At 64.6% G+C, this 20,501-nt stretch carries 12 protein-coding genes; 11 read left to right on the top strand and 1 reads right to left on the bottom strand.

Going from position 1 to position 20,501, the window contains the following annotated elements; all coding sequences use genetic code 11:
• Nucleotides 1-19: 19 nt before the first annotated feature.
• The 9 genes from ACE3TQ_RS00620 to ACE3TQ_RS00580 all read left to right on the top strand — a co-directional run bounded on the left by ACE3TQ_RS00620 (nucleotide 20) and on the right by ACE3TQ_RS00580 (nucleotide 16,096).
• The gene (locus tag ACE3TQ_RS00620; protein WP_374579950.1) at nucleotides 20-742 is read left to right on the top strand and encodes a carbohydrate-binding family 9-like protein; all 723 of its coding nucleotides are present in this window, start codon (nucleotides 20-22) and stop codon (nucleotides 740-742) included.
• A gap of 207 nt (nucleotides 743-949) precedes the next feature.
• Nucleotides 950-4,027 (top strand): TonB-dependent receptor, encoded by a 3,078-nt coding sequence (locus ACE3TQ_RS00615; protein WP_374579949.1) that lies wholly within the window; start codon nucleotides 950-952, stop codon nucleotides 4,025-4,027.
• A 64-nt stretch (nucleotides 4,028-4,091) separates the two neighbouring features.
• On the top strand, nucleotides 4,092-6,716 hold the full coding sequence (locus ACE3TQ_RS00610) for a glycoside hydrolase family 2 protein (RefSeq protein WP_374579948.1): 2,625 nt from the start codon (nucleotides 4,092-4,094) through the stop codon (nucleotides 6,714-6,716).
• A gap of 116 nt (nucleotides 6,717-6,832) precedes the next feature.
• Nucleotides 6,833-7,819 (top strand): LacI family DNA-binding transcriptional regulator, encoded by a 987-nt coding sequence (locus ACE3TQ_RS00605; protein ID WP_374579947.1) that lies wholly within the window; start codon nucleotides 6,833-6,835, stop codon nucleotides 7,817-7,819.
• Nucleotides 7,820-7,842: 23 nt separating this feature from the next.
• Complete coding sequence (locus tag ACE3TQ_RS00600) at nucleotides 7,843-9,060, top strand: AGE family epimerase/isomerase (protein ID WP_374579946.1); 1,218 nt, start codon at nucleotides 7,843-7,845, stop codon at nucleotides 9,058-9,060.
• Complete coding sequence (locus ACE3TQ_RS00595; protein WP_374579945.1) at nucleotides 9,053-9,976, top strand: carbohydrate kinase; 924 nt, start codon at nucleotides 9,053-9,055, stop codon at nucleotides 9,974-9,976. Before ACE3TQ_RS00600 ends, ACE3TQ_RS00595 begins: the two co-directional genes overlap by 8 nt.
• Nucleotides 9,976-12,423: a GH92 family glycosyl hydrolase gene (locus ACE3TQ_RS00590; protein WP_374579944.1), complete on the top strand. Its 2,448-nt coding sequence runs from the start codon at nucleotides 9,976-9,978 to the stop codon at nucleotides 12,421-12,423. Before ACE3TQ_RS00595 ends, ACE3TQ_RS00590 begins: the two co-directional genes overlap by 1 nt.
• A gap of 21 nt (nucleotides 12,424-12,444) precedes the next feature.
• Complete coding sequence (locus ACE3TQ_RS00585; RefSeq protein ID WP_374579943.1) at nucleotides 12,445-13,710, top strand: sugar MFS transporter; 1,266 nt, start codon at nucleotides 12,445-12,447, stop codon at nucleotides 13,708-13,710.
• 31 nt (nucleotides 13,711-13,741) lie between these two features.
• Nucleotides 13,742-16,096 (top strand): TIM-barrel domain-containing protein, encoded by a 2,355-nt coding sequence (locus tag ACE3TQ_RS00580; RefSeq protein WP_374579942.1) that lies wholly within the window; start codon nucleotides 13,742-13,744, stop codon nucleotides 16,094-16,096.
• Here the strand turns inward: ACE3TQ_RS00580 and tssK are convergent.
• Nucleotides 16,076-17,428 (bottom strand): type VI secretion system baseplate subunit TssK, encoded by a 1,353-nt coding sequence (tssK, locus tag ACE3TQ_RS00575; protein WP_374579941.1) that lies wholly within the window; start codon nucleotides 17,426-17,428, stop codon nucleotides 16,076-16,078. The two genes, ACE3TQ_RS00580 and tssK, sit on opposite strands and share 21 nt — an antisense overlap.
• Nucleotides 17,429-17,565: 137 nt before the next feature.
• Between tssK and tssF the strand changes: the two genes are divergently transcribed.
• Complete coding sequence (gene tssF, locus ACE3TQ_RS00570; RefSeq protein WP_374579940.1) at nucleotides 17,566-19,392, top strand: type VI secretion system baseplate subunit TssF; 1,827 nt, start codon at nucleotides 17,566-17,568, stop codon at nucleotides 19,390-19,392.
• A complete protein-coding gene (gene tssG / locus ACE3TQ_RS00565; protein ID WP_374579939.1) occupies nucleotides 19,356-20,444 on the top strand; it encodes a type VI secretion system baseplate subunit TssG in 1,089 nt (362 codons plus the stop codon). Before tssF ends, tssG begins: the two co-directional genes overlap by 37 nt.
• The last annotated feature ends 57 nt before the right edge of the window (nucleotides 20,445-20,501 follow it).

The raw sequence follows: 20,501 nt of genomic DNA, 5'->3' as shown, positions 1-20,501 counted from the left end.
TCGAACAAGGAGATAAACGATGATTGCCCTCGCCGCCGTGCTGGCCGCCGCCCTGGGCGCGCCGCTTTCCTATGAGTGTCTGCGCGCCGCTGCGCCGGTCCATGTCGATGGCAAGATCGATGACCCGGCGTGGCAGCGGGCGCCCTGGAGCTCCGACTTTATCGACATTGAAGGCGACAGCAAGCCGCGCCCCAAGTACCGCACGCGCGTGAAAATGCTGTGGGACGACCGGTACCTGTACATCGCCGCGGAGCTGGAGGAGCCGGACGTGAAGGCCACCCTGACGCAGCGCGATTCGGTGATTTTCAAGGACAACGACTTCGAGGTCTTCCTCAAGCCGCTGCCGGCGACGAAAAGCTATTACGAGTTCGAGATCAATGCGCTAAACACCGGTTGGGACCTGTTCCTGCCCAGGCCCTACAGCGAAGGCGGGCAGGCCGACAACAGCTGGGATATCGAGGGCCTGCAGACCGCGATTGGGGTGCAGGGCACCCTGAACGACCCGCGCGACAAGGACAAAGGCTGGACGGTGGAGATGGCGATTCCGTTGACCGCCTTCGCCGCGCGCCAGAAGGTACCGCAACCCAGGGCCGGCACCACCTGGCGCATCAACTTCAGCCGGGTGCAGTGGACGGCGGGTAAAAAGAGCGAGGACAACTGGGTCTGGTCGCCGCAAGGCGTGGTGAATATGCATGTGCCGGAACGCTGGGGCTTCCTGCACTTCTCGGGCAAATCGCGTTGAACGACTGTCGCAAATAGGACGCAACCCTGTTTACTAATCAAAACTAAACTTCATTCAAAATTAGAAAGTTTATTGAACTACTGTAGCTTCCTTTGTAAGGTTTTTCCTAGGTGGAGCGTGATGCCCAGGGAGATGCGAGAGGCATCCCAGGGGTTTAGTAAATCCCCGCCATAAAAAGCCCTCGCTGGGCATAACTAGGAGACCTACATGATGTTCAGGAATCATCCAGCTTTAACGCAGCGCCGCTGCCGCGCCACGCCGATCGCCCTGGCCGTGAGCGGCGCGCTGCTGACCCTTGCCAGCGCCCAGGCGCAAACCGCGGCCACCCAGCCCGATGCGACGGTGGTGGTGACCGGGTATCGCTACGCGATTGAAAAAAGCCTCGACCAGAAACGCGACGCCAACTCGATCGTCGAGGTGATCACCGCCGAGGACATCGGCAAATTCCCCGACAAGAACGTGGCGGACGCGCTGCAGCGCGTGCCGGGTGTGATCATCGACCGCAGTGGCGGCGAGGGCAAGAACGTCAGCGTGCGCGGCCTGTCCTCCGAGCTGACCCTGACCCAGTTGAACGGCAACTACATCGCCACCGCCGAATCGAACGGCGACCCGACCCGCTCGTTCAACTACATGCTGATGCCGTCGAATATGCTGTCCGGCGCGGAACTGTACAAAACCCCGGAAGCGCGCCTCGATGAAGGCGGCATCGGCGGCACGGTCATCCTGCGCACGCGCCGTCCGCTGGACGTCAAATCGAACAGCGGCTTCGTCTCCGCCGAAGGCACCTGGGCCGACACCACCAAGAAGACCGACGGCCAGTTCTCCGGCCAGTACGCCTGGCACGACGACGACAACCGCCTTGGCGTGCTGGTCGGCTATACCCAGCAGAAGCGCACCACGCGCACCATGAGCGCCAGCACCGAGAACTGGCAGTGGTATGCGGACAGCTACCGCAAGAATCCGCCGGTGGACGTGAACGGCAAGCCGTCCGGCCTGAACTCCTTCTGGTGGGGCCAGTCCGGCTTTTACGACCAGAATGGCCGCTACTACCAGAACTTCATGATGCCGACGTCGGTCAACCTGAACGTGAAGACGGAAGAGCGCGAACGCAAAGGCGCGCAGGCGACCGTGCAGTTCAAGCCGGTGCGCAACCTGACCCTGACCGCCAATTACTTCCGCTTCGACCTGTCGCAGGACTCCCAGACCAACACCCTGAAGGTCCCGGAATGGAACATTGCGCGCTATGACGGCGATGGCAACTGGCCAGGCGGCCGCCTGCTGGACGGCCTGACCTTCGACCCGAGCAAGACCATCGTCACCGGCGCCCAATACAGCGTCCACGCCGGCAAAGCCTACTACTGCAGCGAAGCGCAGGCAGCGGCGGCGGGCCAGAAGCCGGGCGGCTGGGGGCCGGACGACTGCACCATTCCTACCCCGCAGATCACCGGCAGCTACAACCGCGAGAAATCACTGTCGCAGACCGCCGACTTTGAAGCCGAATGGCGCGGCCAGTCACTGGACGCCAGCTTCAAGTTCGGCCGCACCTGGGCGCACGGCGGCCCGGAAATGCAAATGGCAATGCCGATCAAGCCGCGCGTGCAGAACGCCGACGGCAGCTGGACGCTGGGTAACTACGCCAGCGCCTGGAGCACCGTCGGTACGCCAAGCATGACCTTCTCGCCGCAGCTGATGGAGAACCTGCGCAAGGGCATCGGTGAAATCGACCTCGGCTCGACCTCGTCCTCCTGGACCAGGAACAGCACCAAGCAGAATTACGCCCAGGCCGACTTCACCTGGCGTAACGAGAGCGGCTGGCTGGATACGCTGCAGTTCGGGGCGAAGTACCGCGACGGCGGCATCAGCCGGAGCACCGGCAACAACTACTGGGTGTGCCAGGGCGCCGATCCGAAGAACTACGACAAGCGCTACCAGGCCGGCTGCGATCCGACCGCCAACAAATTCCGGCCCGAGTTCCTGTATTCCGATTCGCTGGGCCACCTGGCGGGCGGCATCAGCGCCAGTGCTTTCCCGGCGATCAACTACCCGGCCTACATTGCCCACCTGGACAAGACCTATGGCGCGATGCAGACCCGTAACGAGGACAATTTCGTCTACAACGTGGACGAGAAAATCATGGCAACTTACCTGCAGGCCAACATCAAGACAGAGCGCCTGCGCGGGAATGTAGGCTTGCGGCTGGTGCGCACCAGGCAGCATGCCGATTCCACCGACCAGGTGGAAAGCTACAACGACTACTTCTTCAACGGCCCGAACGGCTCGCCGGCGCCTTGCCTGCCGGGCGGCCTGCCTGCCGCCGGCGCGCCAGCCGGTTCCGGTTGCACCAGCGGCTTTACCCGCCTGCCGGACAGCACTGCGCGCAACCGCTCGTATGCCGTGAGCTCGCTGGACCGCACCTACAATGACGTGCTGCCAAGCCTTAACCTGGCTTATGAGCTGCGCCAGGACCTGCTGCTGCGCGCCGCCGCATCGAAGGTGGTGGCACGCCCAAGCTACAGCGACATCGCCTACCCGGGCGGCCTTCGTTTCTACAGCCAGGAATACGTCAACGACCGACGCCTGATCGGCGGCGGCGACAAGCAAGGCTGGTTCGGCGAGGGCAGCAACAAACAGCTGGAACCTTACAAGGCCACCCAGTTCGACCTGGGCGCGGAGTGGTACTTCCAGCGCGGTTCCGTCCTCGGCGCCAACGTGTTCCGCAAAAACGTCAGCAACTTCACCGTGCCGGTGGTGCGCGACGTGACGATGGATGTCGGCGGCAAGAGCGTGCTGGTGCAAAGCTACGAGACCAGCGCCGGCGGCCGCGATGGCGTTTCGCAAGGTGTGGAGCTGTTCGCCCAGCATACGCTGCCTTCCGGCCTGGGTTTCCAGTTCAACTACACCTACAACAAGACCAACCAGGCCGCTATCGTGCTGGGGGATGGCGAGGAAGTCGGCAAGTCGCCGCTGGTGGGTAGTGCCAGGAACCAGGCCAACCTGACGGTGTTCTATGAAACCGAGAACTTCCTGGCGCGTGCCTCGTATAACCGCCGTGGCGAAGTGGTGGGTGGCCTGATCAACGGCATCAGCGTGTACTCCGAGCCTTACAGCCAGGTGGACGTGAACTTTGCGTACAACATCAGCAAGCAACTGAGCCTGACTGCTTCTGTGCTGAACCTGACCAAGGAAGAGTCGCGCTCGCACCTGGGCGACGACACCAAGGATCGCTTCTACGGCAACAGCTATGCCGGCCGCATCGCGTACTTTGGCCTGAACTACAAGTTCTGATCCCTCTGTTGTCCTCCCCGCGCCTTCGGGCCGGGGAGGTTTTTTTTCAACCCAGGATGCCGCCATGTACACGCACCCGTTCTTCAGTTTGTGCGCGCGACTGCTGCTCGGACTCTGGCTCGCCGCGATGGCGCAGGCGGCAGCCGCAAGCGGACCCGCCGCGCTGGACCGCTTCGTCATCGACAAAGGCTGGACTTTCCGCCAGCTCGACGCCAAGGCGCCGTGGCGCCGCGCCAGCGTTCCCGGGACGGTGCACACCGACCTGTTCGCGCACAAGCTGATTCCCGACCCCTATATCGGCACCCCCGAAGCCGGCCTGCAGTGGATTGGCCTGGCCGACTGGGAGTACCGCACCCGCTTCGACGCCCCGCGCACGGCGATGGCCGCAGCCCGCAGCGATCTGGTATTTGAAGGACTGGATACCTTTGCCGAAGCATGGCTGAACGGCGAAAAGCTGCTTGATGCGCATAACGCCTTCCGCACCTGGCGCGTGCCGGTGCAGGGCCGCCTGCGCGCGCGTGGCAACGAGCTGCGCATCGTTTTCCGTTCCCCGATCAGGAAGCTGCTGCCGCAAGTGCAGGCCATGCCGCACAAACTGGCCGGCAACTACCCGTCCCCCTACGGCGACGAACCGCCGGACGCGATGACCGGCAACTTTGTCCGCAAGCCGGGCTACCACTATGGCTGGGACTGGGGGCCGCGCTACGTCACGGCCGGCATCTGGAAGCCGGTCGTCCTGCAAAGCTGGGATGCCGTCCGTATCGACAACCTGCAGCTGCGCCAGGACCGCGTGCAGGAAGCGCAGGCCGATATCGTAGCCGTGATGTCGGCGGATGCGGTGCGGGCAGGCGACTTCGACCTGCGGCTGTGGCAGACCGCGCCGGACGGTACGCGCAAGCTGGCCGCTGGCGGGCGCGTTGCACTGCTGGCCGGCGCCAACCGGGTCGAGCTCCCGTTCCAGGTCGCGCAGCCGCAGCGCTGGTACCCGAATGGCTACGGCGCGCAGCCGCTGTACCGCTATGAACTCGAGCTGGCCGACGGCAGGGGCGTGGTGGCCCGCGCGGGCGCCCGTACCGGCTTGCGCAGCGTTGAACTGCGCCGCGAGCCGGACGCCAAGGGCAAGAGCTTCCATTTCGTCATCAACGGCATTCCGGTATTCGCCAAAGGCGCGAACACGATTCCGTTCGACATGTTCCAGCCGCGCGTGTCGCAGGAACGGTTGCGCCGCGTGCTGCAATCCGCGCGCGACGCGAACATGAACATGGTGCGTAGCTGGGGCGGCGGCTATTACGAAAGCGAAGACTTCTTCAACCTGGCCGACGAATTTGGCCTGCTGGTCTGGCAGGACTTCATGTTCGGCGGCGGCATGCAGCCCGCTTACGACGACGCCTTCCGCGCCAACGTGGTGGCGGAAGCGCGCGACAACGTGCGCCGCCTGCGCAACCACCCCAGCCTGGTCCTCTGGTGCGGCAATAATGAGCAGGAAATCGCCTGGAAATACTGGGGCCACGGCAAGACACTGACGGCGGCCGATCCCGCGTTCGCCAGCAAGGTCTGGAGCGGCTATGTGCAGCTGTTCGGCAGCGATTTGCGCAAGGTGGTGGAAGAGGAGGGCGGCGGCATCGCCTACTGGGCCAGCTCGCCCGGCGACGACCTGGCCGAAGCCGCCAACACGCCAGCCAGCGGCGATATGCATTATTGGGAAGTGTGGGGCAACCCGGCGCACCCGCCATCCAAATATCTTGAGGTCACACCGCGCTTCATGTCCGAATACGGCCTGCAGGCCTGGCCGGTGCAGCGCACCATCGATGCCTTTGCCAGCCGCGCGGAGCAGGGCGTCACCGCGCCAGTCATTGAGGCGCACCAGAAATTCATGGCCGGTAAAGGCAACGAGCGCCTGTTGAAGTACATAGGCTACGAGTTCGGCGCGCCGAAGGACTTTGCCGCGTTCACCTACCTGGGCCAGGTCATGCAGGCCGAAGGCATCCAGCTGGCGGCCTTGCACCACCGCGCCAGCCGCCCCTACACAATGGGTTCGCTGTACTGGCAGCTGAACGACGTGTGGCCCGGCGCCTCCTGGTCCAGCGTGGACTGGTTCGGACGCTGGAAGGCGCTGCACTACCACGCGCGCCGCTTCTTCGCTCCCGTCACTGTGGCAGCGCTGCGCAACGCGGAAGGCCGCACCAGCGTCAGCCTGCTCAACGACCGCACCCACGCCGTGCAGGGAGACGTGCGCTTGCGCGTGATGACGCTGCAGGGGCAGGTGCTGCGCGAAGAACGCCGGACATTCGAACTGGCGCCGCTATCGGCCACGAACGCCGCCGCGTACGCCGACGCAGACCTGCTGGCCGGCGCCGATCCGGCCGCCACTGTCGCTGTATTCGAGTTGCAGGCGGCAGGCGAACCGTCCGCGCGCAGCGTGGTCTACTTCAAAGCGGCAAAGGACTTGCGCTGGGCCGCAGCCGGCCTTTCCGCGCAGGTGCAGCGCGACGGCAAGGATTACCTGGTAGTGCTGCGCGCCGGTAACCTGGCGCGTGCGGTTTGGATCGATTTCGGCGCCCACGATGCCGAGGTTTCCGACAATGCCGTGACGCTGCTGCCCGGAGAGAAAGTGACGCTGCGCGTGTCATCCCGCGCCTCGCTGGCGGCGCTGCGCAAGGCTTTGCGTGTGCGCTCGGTTGCAGACTGAGTTGTTTAGTAAAACCAGCTAAAAGCGCACCATTTAAGCGGCTTTGATTGACGCTCGTCATAGGCCGCTGATATAAAAAGTAGCGTTTATTAAAAATAGAATTCTGGAGACTTTTCATGAGCCAGGTTACCCTGCGCGGGATTGCGGAAGCCACCGGCCTGTCCATCGGCACGGTGTCGCGCGCGCTGAAAAACCAGGTCGGCATGACCGAGGAAACCCGCAACAAGGTGCGCGAAGCCGCCCTGCGCATGGGCTATGACTTCGGCCAGCTGAAAAAAGGCCGCATCCGCCGCATCGCCTTCCTGCTGCACAACCAGCACAACACCCTCGCATCCAGCCCCTTCTTCTCGCCGGTGCTGCAAGGCGCGGAAGCGGCCTGCCGCCGCGAAGGCGTGGCCCTGTCCTTTATCGCAGTGGGCCCGGCGGAACCGGTGCTGGCGCAGATCCGCCTGCACCAGCCGGATGCTATCGTCTGTGCCGGTTTCTTTGAACCCGAAGTGCTGGCCACCCTGCAGCAGATCGGCAAGCCGATCGTTCTGGTGGACATGCACTGGCGCGGCTTCACCTCCGTCAACCCGGACAATATGCGCGGCGGCTATCTGGCAACCCAGCACCTGCTGCGCTGCGGCCGCAAGCGCATCGCCATGCTCTCCGGCTCCCTGGCCCATTACAGTATCCAGCAACGCAACCGCGGCTTCCGCCAGGCGCTGTTCGACGCCAAGGTGCATGCAGACCCCAACCTGGAAGTGATCGTGCCCACACTGGGCGAAGGCGACGAAGGCGTGGCGGAAGCCATGCGCAGCATACTGAGCCTGCCCAAGCCGGCCGACGCGGTCTTCTGCTACAACGACAGCACCGCCCTGGCGGCCATGAAGTACTGCCTGGGCGAAGGCATGAAGATACCGCACGACATTGCCATTGTCGGCTTCGACGATATCGCCGCCGCCGCTGCTGCCATTCCCCCGCTCAGCACCATCCATGTCGACAAGGAAGAACTGGGCAAGGCGGGGATCGAACTGCTGCTCCACAAAGAAGACGAGGGACCATCCCATATCACCGTGCCGGTCCAGATGATCGTGCGCGAGAGCAGCTTCGACGACTAACACCCCCAACCCCTGAAACGAACATGCCCAACTTCCCGAACTTTCGCAGCCCGGCCGTGCTGCTCGCCCATGCGCAGCACACCATGCGCTTTTACCATCCGCGCGCCATCGATCCGGCGGGCGGTCTTTTCCACTATTTCAAGGATGACGGCAGCGTCTACGACGCCCAGCACCGCCACCTGGTGAGCAGTACGCGCTTCGTCTTCACCTATTCCATGGCGTATCGCCACTTCCATGACCCAGCCTATCTGGAGGGCGCACGCCATGCGGTGCGCTTCCTGCGCGAAGCGCACCGCAGCGCGGATGGCGATGGCTACGCCTGGATGCTGAACGGCCGTGCGGTGGAGGATGGCACCCAGCATGCTTATGGCCAGGCCTTCGTCCTGCTGGCCTACGCACACGCCACCATGGCGGGCGTGGAGGAAGCGCGCGCCTGGATCGGCGAAACCTTCGAGTTGATGGAGCGCCGCTTCTGGGACCCGCAAGCCGGCCTGTATGCCGATGAAGCCAGCGCCGACTGGAGCGTGCTATCGAGCTACCGTGGCCAGAACGCCAATATGCACGCTTGCGAGGCCCTGTTGGCAGCCTTCCAGGCCACCAGCGACCGCCGTTACCTGGAGCGCGCCTACACCGTTGCGTCGAACATCACCCAGCGCCAGGCGGAGCGCTGCGGCGGCTTGATCTGGGAACACTACAACGAGGCGTGGCAGCCGGACTGGCGCTTCAACATCGACGACCCGGAGAACCTGTTCCGCCCCTGGGGCTACCAGCCGGGCCATTTCACCGAATGGGCCAAGCTGCTGCTGCAGTTGGAACAATGGGGCCGCAACGTGCTGAAACAAGACCTGGGCTGGCTGCTGCCGACTGCCGAGCGCCTGTTCCGCGTGGCGGTGGAGAAGGGCTGGGACGACGAACACGGCGGCTTGTGCTACTCGCTGGCGCCGGACCTTGCCATCTGCGACTGGCACAAATACTTCTGGGTGCAGGCCGAGAGCGCAGCCGCGGCAGCCATGCTGGCGCAGCGGACCGGCAACGCCGAATACTGGGACTGGTACCAGCGCCTGTGGGAATACAGCTGGACCCATATGGTCGACCACGAGCACGGCGCCTGGTACCGCATCCTCGACCGCGAGAACCGCAAGCTGAGCGACGAAAAGAGCCCGGCCGGCAAGGTCGATTACCACACCATGGGCGCTTGCTACGACATCTTAAAAGTGCTGGCGGAGGGCGGCCATGCATGACGCCCCGCTGATGCTGTGCGCCGGCGAGGCGCTGACCGACATGATCCAGCAGGGCGAGGAGCAGTGGGCCAGCCGCGTTGGCGGCTCGGTATGGAATGTGGCGCGCGCGCTGGCCAGCCTGGGCGAGCGCACCGCCTTTGCCGGCGCCATCAGCTGCGACAGGTTCGGCAACGCCCTGTGGGCCGCCAGCGAAGCCGTGGGCCTGGATTTGCGCCTGCTGCAGCGCGTGGAGCGCTCGCCGCTGCTGGCCATTGTGGAGCAGGGCGAACCGCCGCGCTACTTCTTCATCGGCGACGACAGCGCCGACCTGCACTTCGACCCGGCCGCCTTGCCGGACGGCTGGTCCGACGGCCTGCGCTGGGCCCACTTCGGCGGCATCAGCCTGGCGCGCGAGCCGCTGGCCGCCACCCTGGTGGCCCTGGCCGCGCAGCTGAAAGGGCAGGGCGTGGCGATCAGCTACGACCCGAACTACCGCAACCTGATGGACGAGCGCTACACGTCGACCCTGCAGCGCATGGCGGCCCTGGCCGATGTGATCAAGGTCTCGGACGACGACTTGCGCGGCCTGTTCCCCGGCCTGCCGCTCGACGCTGCGCTGCAGCAGCTGCGCGCCTTCAACCCATCCGCCCACTGCCTGCTGACGCGCGGCGGCCAGGGCGCCAGCCTTTATCACGGCCAGCAGCGTGCCGATGCAAGCGCGCCGGCGGTCACGGTGGTCGACACCGTCGGCGCCGGCGACGCCAGCATCGCCGGCCTGCTGCACAGCTTTTCGCGCCACCCAGGCCGCACGCTGCAATCGCACCTGCACGCCGCCCTGGCCGCCGGCTCCGCCGCCTGTCAGCAAGCCGGCGCCACGCCGCCTACGCCGGCAGCCATGGATCAATTGTTCGCAGTACTCGAAGGAGAGGTAAAGTGATGAGCCGTACCCCGCTTGAGATTCCCGCGCGCGCCACGCGCTTCCTGCGCCTTGCACAACTGGCGCTGGTGGCGCTGCTGCCGGCCATGGCGCCGGCTCACGCCGCGCAAAGCGCCGCAAGCATGCCGGTCAACACCTTCATCGGCACCCAGGACGAAGGCAATACCTTCCCCGGCGCATCCGCCCCTTTTGGCATGATCCAGGTCAGCCCGATCGGTGAGCACTACGCCGGCTGGCGCTACAGCGACCCGCGCATCCGCGGCTTCGGCCACTCCTTCCTGTCCGGCGCCGGCTGCTGGGAGCAGGGCGGCCAGCTTTCCGTGCTGCCTGTCACGGGCCGCATCGGTCCCGGCGGGGATTTCGACACCAGCAAGCCGGACGCCTTCAACCAGAAGCGCTACGCCGCCGAATACACCCACGAAGGCGAGGTGGGCCAGGCCGGCTACTACAAGGTCAAGCTGACCAGCTACGGCGGCATCACCGCCGAAACCACTGCCCTGACGCGTGCCGCCGCCGAGCGCTATACCTTCGCACCCGGTACCGGTACCGGCCACGTGCTGCTCAACGTCGGCCAGGCCAACGAGCGCCACTCCGTGGTCGGCAGCGAGGTGCGCGTGCTGGACGAGCGCAGCATCGAAGGCAAGATCACCACCAAGAGCTTCTGCGGCGGCGCCCAGTACACCACCTGGTTCCGCATGGTGTTCGACCAGCCCTTCGTCGCCCACGGCATATGGGACGACCGCGGCGGCTGGCCCGGCGCGAAAGGACCCAGTCAGCAAGGCGAAGCACGCCCGCACGGCGTGTGGCTCAGTTTCGACCTGGCGCGCGGCTCGGCCGTCACGGCGGTCAGCGCCATCTCCCATGTGGACGCGGAGGGCGCGCGCATCAACCTGCGCGCCGAAGGCATGGCCGGCGGCCAGCCGCTCAGCTTCGACGCCATGCGCACGCAGGCGCAGGCGGCCTGGCAGCGCGAACTTGGCAGCGTGCGTATCGAAGGCGGAAGCAATGACGACCGCACCGTGTTCTACACCGCGCTTTACCACGCCCTGCTGCAACCGCTGACCGGCAGCGATGCCGATGGCCGCTATCGCGGCTACGATGACGCCATCCACAGCGCCAAGGGCTGGACCTACTACGAGTTCTTCTCGCTGTGGGACACCTACCGCGCGCAGAACCAGCTGCTTGCCTTGCTGCGGCCTGAGCGTGCGCGCGACATCGCCAATTCCGTGCTGAAGATCCGCCAGGAAGGCGGCTGGCTGCCGCGCTGGGGCTACGCCAATTTCGACAGCAATGTGATGACCGGCGACCCGGTCACGCCCTTCCTGGTCGACCTGTGGCGCTACGGCGCATTGAAAGGCCGCGAACGCGAAGCCTACGCCGCGCTGCGCGAGAACGCCTTCGGCGTGCCGCCGCACCGCAACCGCGCCCAGGGCCGCGCCGGTAACCCAAGCTACCTGCAGCAAGGCTTCGTGCAATACGACCGCAGCTTCGTCGCCAAGGGCATGGACATCGACCCGCACCATGGCGCCTCCGCCACCATGGAATACGCGCTGGCCGACAGTGCGCTGGCGATCATGGCCAAGTCGCTCGGCCAAGCGAAGGACGCGCAGCTGCTGCAACAGCGCGCCCTGAACTGGCGCAAGGTCTGGGACCCGAACGTGGTCGATGCGCCGACCGGCCTGCGCGGCTTCCCGCGCCCACGCCTGCTGGATGGCAGCTGGTTCGCCGAAGTGGGGCGTGAATACGACCCGCGCGGCGAGCGCGGCTTCCACGAAGGCACGGCATGGCAGTACCAATGGCTGGTGCCGCAGGACGTGCCCGGCCTGGCCGCAGCCATGGGCGGCACCGCGCAGGCCCTGAGCCGCCTGGACCAGTTCTTCGACTACGACGCCGTGCTGGCCGACCCGGCCGCCGTGCGCAAATCCTGGGTGGTTGGCGCATACAGCTACTACAGCCAGTTCCGCTACAACCCGAACAACGAACCGGACCTGCACGCCCCCTGGATGTACACCCTGATGGGCCAGCCCTGGAAAACCACCACCGTGCTGCGCGCCGCAGAGACCCTGTTCGGCAACGGCCCAAGCGGAGTCACCGGCAACGACGACCTGGGTACCATGTCGGCCTGGTACCTGTTCAGCGCACTGGGCCTGTACCCCGACACGCCGGGCAGCGGGCGCTTCCTGCTGCACGCACCCCGCTTCGCGCGCGCCGAGATCGACCTGCCGCAAGGCCGCGTGCTGCGCATCGAAGCACCGGAAGCCAAGCCGGGCGAGCGCCGCTTCGTACAATCCGTGCAATGGGGCGGACGTCCGCTGTCGCGCGTGTGGCTGGACTGGGAGCAGCTGCAGGCGGCGGGCACCCTGAGCTTCAAGCTGGCGCCGCAGCCCGACACCAAAGGCTGGGGCACGCGCAGCAGCGACCTGCCGCGCCCACCGGCCGGCATCTAAAAAAACGCAGAGGAGACAAGCATGGCAAACACGGCACACAACAGCGCCACCGCCGCGCCCCCGCAGGCGGCGGGCGCTGCGCAGAACGGCAGCAACACCAGCGCGCTGGTCATCATCACTATCCTGTTCTTCATGTGGGGGCTGATCACCTCCCTGAACGACGTACTGATCCCGCACCTGAAAGCGATTTACACGCTGACTTACTTCCAGGCCATGCTGGTGCAGTTCTGCTTCTTCGGCGCCTACTTCATCGTATCGATGCCGGCGGGCGCCCTGATCCGCCGCATCGGCTACCAGAAAGGCGCCGTCGCCGGCCTGCTGATCGCAGCCGGCGGCTGTGTGCTGTTCTACCCCGCCTCCTTCGGCGGTTACGGCCTGTTCCTGCTGGCGTTCTTTGTGCTGGCCTCCGGCATCACCGTGCTGCAGGTCGCCGCCAACCCCTACGTCACGGTACTCGGCCCGGCGCGCACCGCATCCAGCCGCCTTAACCTGACGCAGGCATTCAACTCGCTCGGCACCACTATCGGTCCCGCTATCGGCGGTGTGCTGATCCTTTCCACCGCCGGCGCCGCCGTCAGCGCCGCCGCCGAGGCGGCCACCGTGCGCGGCCCCTACCTGGCGCTGGCCGCAGTACTGGCGTTGCTGGCCGTGCTGTTCGCCTTCGCCAGGCTGCCGCAGATCGCCGACAGCGAAGACCTCTCGCTGGCGGGCGAAGGCCACGGCTCGGCCTGGGCCCACCGCCACCTGGTGCTGGGCGCCATCGGCATCTTCCTCTACGTCGGCGCGGAAGTGAGTATCGGCAGCTTCCTGATCAACTTCCTGGGCGAGGCACACATCGCCGGCCTGGCGCATGCCGACGCGGCGCATTACGTCAGCATCTACTGGGGCGGCGCCATGGTTGGCCGCTTTATCGGCTTCGCGGTGATGCGCGTGGCCAGCCCGGGCAAGACCCTGGCCGTGAATTCGCTGGTGGCGATAGGGCTGGTGCTGGCGGCATGCTTCGGCACCAGCAGCGTGGCGATGTGGGCCATCCTTGCGGTTGGCCTGTGCAACTCGATCATGTTCCCCACCATCTTCAGCATGGCGCTGCACGGCCTGGGCAAGTACACTGGGCAGGGCTCCGGCATCCTGTGCATGGCCATCGTCGGCGGCGCCATCGTGCCGTTCGCGCAGGGCGCCATGGCCGACGCAATCGGTGTGCAGCTGTCCTTCATCCTGCCGGCGGCCTGCTACGCCTTCATCCTGTACTTCGGTGCGAAATACTCGTCCATGTATGCTGCCCAGTAACCGGCGCCGGTACCGCCTGGCAGTGGCGCTGATGGCGCTGCTTCCAGCCACGCTGCTTGCGGCAGGTGCGCCGCAGGCCGCGACTGTCGACCGCATGGTTCTCGCCAGTGGCGGCGCCGTGCTGGAATTGAGCGCCCCGGCCAGCGGCATCATGCGCATCCGCATGGGCCGTGGCAAGCTGCCGGAGGACGCCTCCTGGGCCGTTCCCGCCGCCGCCCGCGCCGCCCGCCTGCCGCTGCAGGTCACCCGCAGCGGCGAAACGCTCCAGCTGCGCAGCGCCGGCATCAGCGCGCGCATCGACCGCCGCACGCTGCGCACCGAAGTGCTGGACGGCAGCGGCAACGTCCTGCTGTCGGACCTCGCCGGCAGCGCCGCCTTGGCAGCTGGCGGCGGCTTCCGACTGCGCGGCAAGCTGGCCGGCGCCGACCATATCTTCGGCCTGGGCGACAAAACCGGCACCTTCGACCGTAAGGGCGGCGCTTACACCATGTGGAACTCCGACGCCTACAAGTTCACGCAGGCGACCGACCCGCTGTACAAATCCATTCCGTTCTTCATGGCTGTGGGCGACCGTGGCCGGGCCTATGGCCTGTTCCTCGACAACACCTGGCGCAGCACCTTCGACTTCGGCAAGACCGAACGCGATGTGCTCTCGATCAGCGCCGAAGGCGGCCCGGTCGACTACTACGTCATGTCCGGCCCCGCACCGAAAGACGTGCTGCAGCAATACGCCCGCCTGACCGGCACAGCACCGCTGCCGCCGCAATGGGCACTCGGCTTCCAGCAATCGAAATGGAGCTACAAGAGCGACGCCGAAGTGCGTGCCATCGCCCAGCGCTTGCGCGGTGAACGCCTGCCCGCCGACGTGGTCTACATGGACATCGACTACCAGGACCGCTCGCGCCCCTTCACCGTCAACCGCAAAGCTTTCCCCGACTTGCGCCAGCTCGCCAGCGACCTGCGCGCGCAGGGCCTGCGGCTGGTACTGATCACCGACCCGCATATAGCGAACGCCCCAGGGCAGGGCTACGCAGCCTACGACAGCGGCGCCGTGCAGGACTTGTTCCTCAAGCTGCCCGGCGGCGAGTACTACTCGGGCGACGTATGGCCCGGCGCCTCCGTCTTCCCCGACTTCAGCCGTGCCAAGGCCCGGAGCTGGTGGGGCGAACTGTACGCGGGCCTTGTCGCCGACGGCGTGGCAGGCTTCTGGAACGACATGAACGAGCCGTCCATCTTCAACGTCGCCAGTAAGACCATGCCGCTCGATGTGGTGCACCGCATTGAAAGCGACGACTTCGCCCCGCGCACCACCTCGCACGCCGAGCTGCACAACGTGTACGGCCAACTGAACTCGCGCGCCACGTACGAAGGCCTGAGCCGTCTGCAACCCGACGTCCGCCCCTTCGTGCTGACCCGCGCCACCTACGCCGGCGGCCAACGCTACGCCGCCACCTGGACTGGCGACAACGCATCGAGCTGGCAGCACCTCAAGATCGGGACGCAACAGCTGCTCAACCTCGGCCTGAGCGGCTTCTCCCTCGCCGGCAATGATGTTGGCGGCTATGCCGGCGAACACCCATCCCCGGACCTGCTCACGCGCTGGTTCCAGGTCGGCGCCTTCATGCCGCTGTTTCGCGCCCACGCAGAAACCAACCGCCCCGACCAGGAACCATGGGTCGGCGACGCCGCGCACGTCGATATCCGTCGCCGCTTCATCGAAGAGCGCTACCGCCTCATGCCCTACCTGTATGGCGCGGCAGAGGAGAACAGCCGCACCGGCGTCCCCATGCTGCGCCCGGTCTTCCTCAACTTCCCGCAAGTGCTGGCGAAAGGCGACCGCCTTGGCGGATCGGAAGACCAGTTCATGCTCGGCGGCGACCTGCTGGTAGCCCCATCGCCGACGCCCGAATCGCCCGGCGAATACACGGTGGAACTGCCCGGAAAGGGCTGGTACAACTACTGGACCGGCCAGCGCCTGGCAGGGAAGGGCGAAACCATCAAACCCGATATCGCCCAGCTGCCCGTCTACGTCCGCCCCGGCGCCATCATTCCCAAACAGCCGCTCGTGCAAAGCACAGCTTTCGCGCCGAAAGGACCGCTGGAGCTCCATATCTACCCCGGCCCCGATTGCCAAGGCGAGATCTACGCCGACGACGGCGCCAGCCTGGCCTACCAGCGCGGCGCCTACCTGCGCCAACGCATCCGCTGCGAAGAGACGGAAGCCGGCCTGCGCGTGGAATTCGAACAGCGCCAGGGCGACTGGAAACCCTGGTGGAATGGCGTGAAGCTCCATGCCTACGGCTGGAGCGTGCAGGCAGTGCCGGATATGGCTGCTGGTTCCATCCTGATTCCAAGGCCAACTCACTCAAGCGGAAATGGCGAATAGCTCCAGCTTCAGATCCGCGAACGTGCTGGGCGCGTATATGGCTATCGCACGGGCCTTCAGCATCGATTCGTAAAGCTCGCCCCGGTTCTCTATGGAGAAATGATAGGTGTCCGGCCGCACCGGTACCTCCAGTGGAACCTGGGGCATGTGCAGCAACTGCAGGCCGGGCAATGCGTTGCGAACCAGGCTGTCTATATCGTCCGGTGATGCCACCTTGAGCTGGCGCGGCACCTCCGCGACGAGGCTCAATGCCGGCATGTTGGCGTTGACGGCCAGGTAGAATGAAGCCTTCCCTTCCAGCAGGCTTGCATCAAGCCGTCCTTGCTGATATCGCATGCCATTGTCGCTGACGTTCAAGGGGATCGTGATGTACTTTGAGCGCGCGACGATATCGAGCAGGTCCTGGATCATGGAAGCCAAGGCCTGGAATCCAGGCGCCGGATCTTCATGGTTGTATGACGGCAGGTCGGGAATCGCGTACTTTCGCGAGAAAGCCATCAGGCTGCCGGCCAGCTCCCTCAGCCGCTCGAACAGGCGCTCCGGGTGGTAATGCCCGGACTTCGCAATGTGCTGCAGCGAGGCGCTCGCCGCAAGCGCTGCGTTGAGCATCCAGAACGACGAAGCGTCGCCGCTGGGAACCTCGATCAGGTGGCCGCGCGGCTGCCGCTGCTGGCGGTAGAGCGATTCGCACTTCGCGCTTAGGTTGCCAATAAGGCTGCGCAGCATCTCCTCCATGGCAGGGCAGGCTCTGATCGATACGGAGGGAGCCATGAACTCCGGATCAATCTCAAAAGTGTTGTCGGCCCTGCGCCTGACTTTCAGCACGGGGATGCAGTCATACCCATCGCGCATGTCCAGGTGGGACAAAAGGCGCACGCTCTTTGTCATGTAAGAGACGTTGACGTTAAGGCCGTCGGTGTAAAGATCGGGCGTTTCCTCATCTATCAGTGCGTAGCGCGCGCCGTTGCTGGTGGCGTCGGCCGCCGACAGGTTTCCGCCGTGGGCTCTTTGCAATGGCAGCGCCGCATACAGGACAAACTCCAGCTCCTCAATCGCCAGCTTGCCAAGGTCGAACGGCAGCGGAAGTTCGTCCGGGAAGGGAGCCTGGTAAATCTCCCCATCCTTGAAGATGAGCACCAAAGCGTGGGCCTGCAGCGAGTTGTTGCCGGCACCGTCGATAGTCCAGCGGGCCTTCTGCACGCCCCAGGAATAGGGGTTCAGGACCGATGCTATGTGCTGGAGCCGCGTCTCATGGTAGCGGTCGAGTTGCTGGAAATGCTGGGCGTCGAGGGCCAGGCCTTCCGACCATAATACTTTCAATGACAGCGTCATCACGTCCTCCTGTGGCAGGCGTTGCACGTCCAATGAGTTTGATGCCTTCCCCGCGATCTTTCTTGACAAATCTCATGAATCGCACTTTTCGCTGTGAGAGGATTGGCAGATGCCTGCATGCCCAGGGAGGAGTGCTGATGGAGGACTTGCTGCCATACTTCGAGCGTGAGCTCGTGTACCTGCGCGAGCTTGGCCGAGAGTTTTGCGAGCGTTATCCCGGCCTCGGTGGAAAGCTGCAGCTCGATGAAGACACCTGCCCGGACCCGCACACTGAGCAACTGATCCAGTCGACAGCGCTGCTGGCGGCCCGCATCGCCAAGAAGCTCGATGACAGTTATCCGGAATTTACCGAAGCATTGCTGGAGACGCTATTTCCCCATTACCTGCGGCCGTTTCCCTCCTGTTCGATTGTTCGTGCCACCCACCCGCCGGTTCGGTCGGTGGACGCCGCGCCAATGCTGCAAATACCACGCGGAACAGAGATGGATTCCTGCATGGTGCAGGGCGTGCGCTGCAGGTTCAAAACGGCCTACGATATAACGCTTACCACGGCAAGATTCGCCAATGCACGCTTCGAGGCGCTGGCACGCCCGCCCACGGGCTTGAACTTTCCCGTGTCGGCCGGTTCAACGATAAGCATCCAGATTGAGGGCGCCCTGCCAGAGCGGCTCAATGCCCTGCGTGTGTTCATCGACGGCGAGCCATCGTTCTGCGCAGCGCTAAGGGACGCATTGTTCATGCGAACCGTAGGCGCCTATGTTGAAGTGGAACCCGGCCGCTGGACAACGCTACCGGAAGTGCCCCTGAAGAGGGTGGGCTACGCCGAGAACGAAGCGCTTATCCCGTTCGACGCGCGTTCGCATGTCGCGTACCGCATCCTCAGCGAATACTTTGCCTGCCCGGAGAAGTTCGCCTTCTTTGATATCGAACTGGGGCCGCTGCGGGCACGGCTGCCGCCGGATTGCCACAGTTTCACGCTCCACTTTGCACTGGCCGGCCTGCGCTCAGATTCCCATGCGGCCCGATTACTGGGAATGCTGTCAGCGGCAAACCTGCTGTTGGGTTGCAGCCCCGTGGTTAACTTGTTCCAGCGGCCAGGCCAACCGATCGCGGTGACACACAGGACGGCCGATTACGTGCTCTGTGCCGACTCGACGCACCCGGAGGCCTATGAGGTGTACTCAGTCGATTCAGTCACTATGATTCGGCGGCGCGATCGCCAGGAAGTGGTCACCGAGTTCAGGCCCCTCTACTCGCAGCGGCACGGAGAGGACGTTGCTGGAAAGGGAAGCTATTGGCTTCTCAGGCACGACGAAACGCTGGCAGCAACCAGTCCCGGGCAAGAGAAGCGCATAACGCTGATAGATGGGAATTTTGATCCCCAGGCTGTGGAAAGGGTCAACCTGTCCATTGGACTGAGTTGCACTAACCGCGACCTTCCGCACATGCTCAGGGAGGGCGAACGGGATGGAGTCCTGACCCCGGTCCGCGACAGCGCAGGCTTTGTCGCCAGGCTCCTGCGTAAGCCAAGCAGGGCGCTTCGATGGAATGCAGGATTCGGCTTGCACTGGCGCCTGATATCCCACCTGGCATCGAACCATCATGGCTTTTGTCGTGACGGACTGCCGTCCTTCCGCCAGATGCTGGCCTTATACGACCTGGCGCAATCGCCGATCTCGCGTCGCCAGATAGAGGGCATTGTTGGCCTGGAAAGCGCAGAAACCGCGACCTGGCTGCGCAACAGGTACGGCGCCTCCCTGGTGCACGGCACGGAGCTTCGTATCACGCTCGATGAGGAGGCGTTTATCGGCAGCGGTGTGCAGCTATTCATCGAGGTCATAGACCAGTTCCTCGGCTTGTATGTCCATGTGAACAGCTTTATCGAGCTGGTGGCACTGTCGCAACAGACGGGAAAGGAGATCATGCGATGCAAGCCCCGCAGCGGCTATCGGACCTTAGCGTAATCCAGGAGCTTCTGGAAGCGCCAGAGCGCTTCCAGTTCGTACAGGCGATGCGGATCCTGCAGGCATGGCTGGCGCAGAACGGCATAGCGCCGGAGCGCATCCTGACTGACGTGCTGCGGTTCGAGAACAGCCTGTCGTTGAGTTTCCCTGCAAGCGAGATGGCTGCAATGTGCAGTTCCCCCGTGGTTCATACAACCGAGGCTGAGCTATTGCAGGCCTTGCAGCGCGACGACTCAACGCGGATCAACCTGACGCCTCACTTCTTTGGCTTGCTGGGCACCAGCGGGGCGCTTCCACTGCACGTAACAGAACGTATTGCAGAAGCGCGTGACCGGCACGGGAACGCGGCAGCCCACGCATTCATAAATATCCTCTCCCAACGCATGGTGACGCTGTTTTACCAAGCCTGGGCAAAGAACCGGCTGGAACACACGCTGGATGTGACAGGCCGGGATAGCCAGCTTTCCTTGCTGATGTCCCTGGCCGGCGCTCCCGCCGATAGATTGTCCTGGCATCCCGCCGCAGCAGCCCATGTTATCGGGTACTACGCGGCCATGCTGGGGACAAGCCCGGTGGCGGCAGGAACCGTATCGCGTGTGCTGGAAAACCACTTCGGAGTGCCAATCGAGCTTGAACCTTTCGTCGCGGCCTGGGATGAAATTCCGCAGAAGCAGCGCAGCAGGCTTGGGAGCGGCATTGCAAGCTTGGGCTATGGGGCCGCTCTTGGACGCAGGATCCGGCGGAGGGACAGGACGATCCGGCTGAACATAGGTCCGCTCACACCCGGGGACGTGGAACGTTTTCTTCCCCGCCGTCCGGCCGCGTTGGCGTTGTCGGATATGGTGGCCTTGTTCGACCTTTCGAACTTGAAGATATCCGTTCGGCTGTTGCTACAGCCATCCTGCATCCAACGCGCGGTCCTGAGCAGCAAACCTGGCACTGCCCGGCGCATAGGCTGGGATGCATTCCTTGTCGGCCCGCGCGGAAAGGTGAGCAGGGCCTCGATTGAGTACCTGATGCCGCCACCGGCGCGGTCCGACGCAGCGGCTTGAGGGTTATCAAAACCCCCGTCGCGTCCCGCACCTATAGTTCCAATGCCGCATATAGCG

Source organism: Pseudoduganella sp., from assembly GCF_041914865.1.
GTDB lineage: Bacteria > Pseudomonadota > Gammaproteobacteria > Burkholderiales > Burkholderiaceae_D > Rugamonas.
This window is presented reverse-complemented; position numbering and strand designations above follow the sequence as displayed.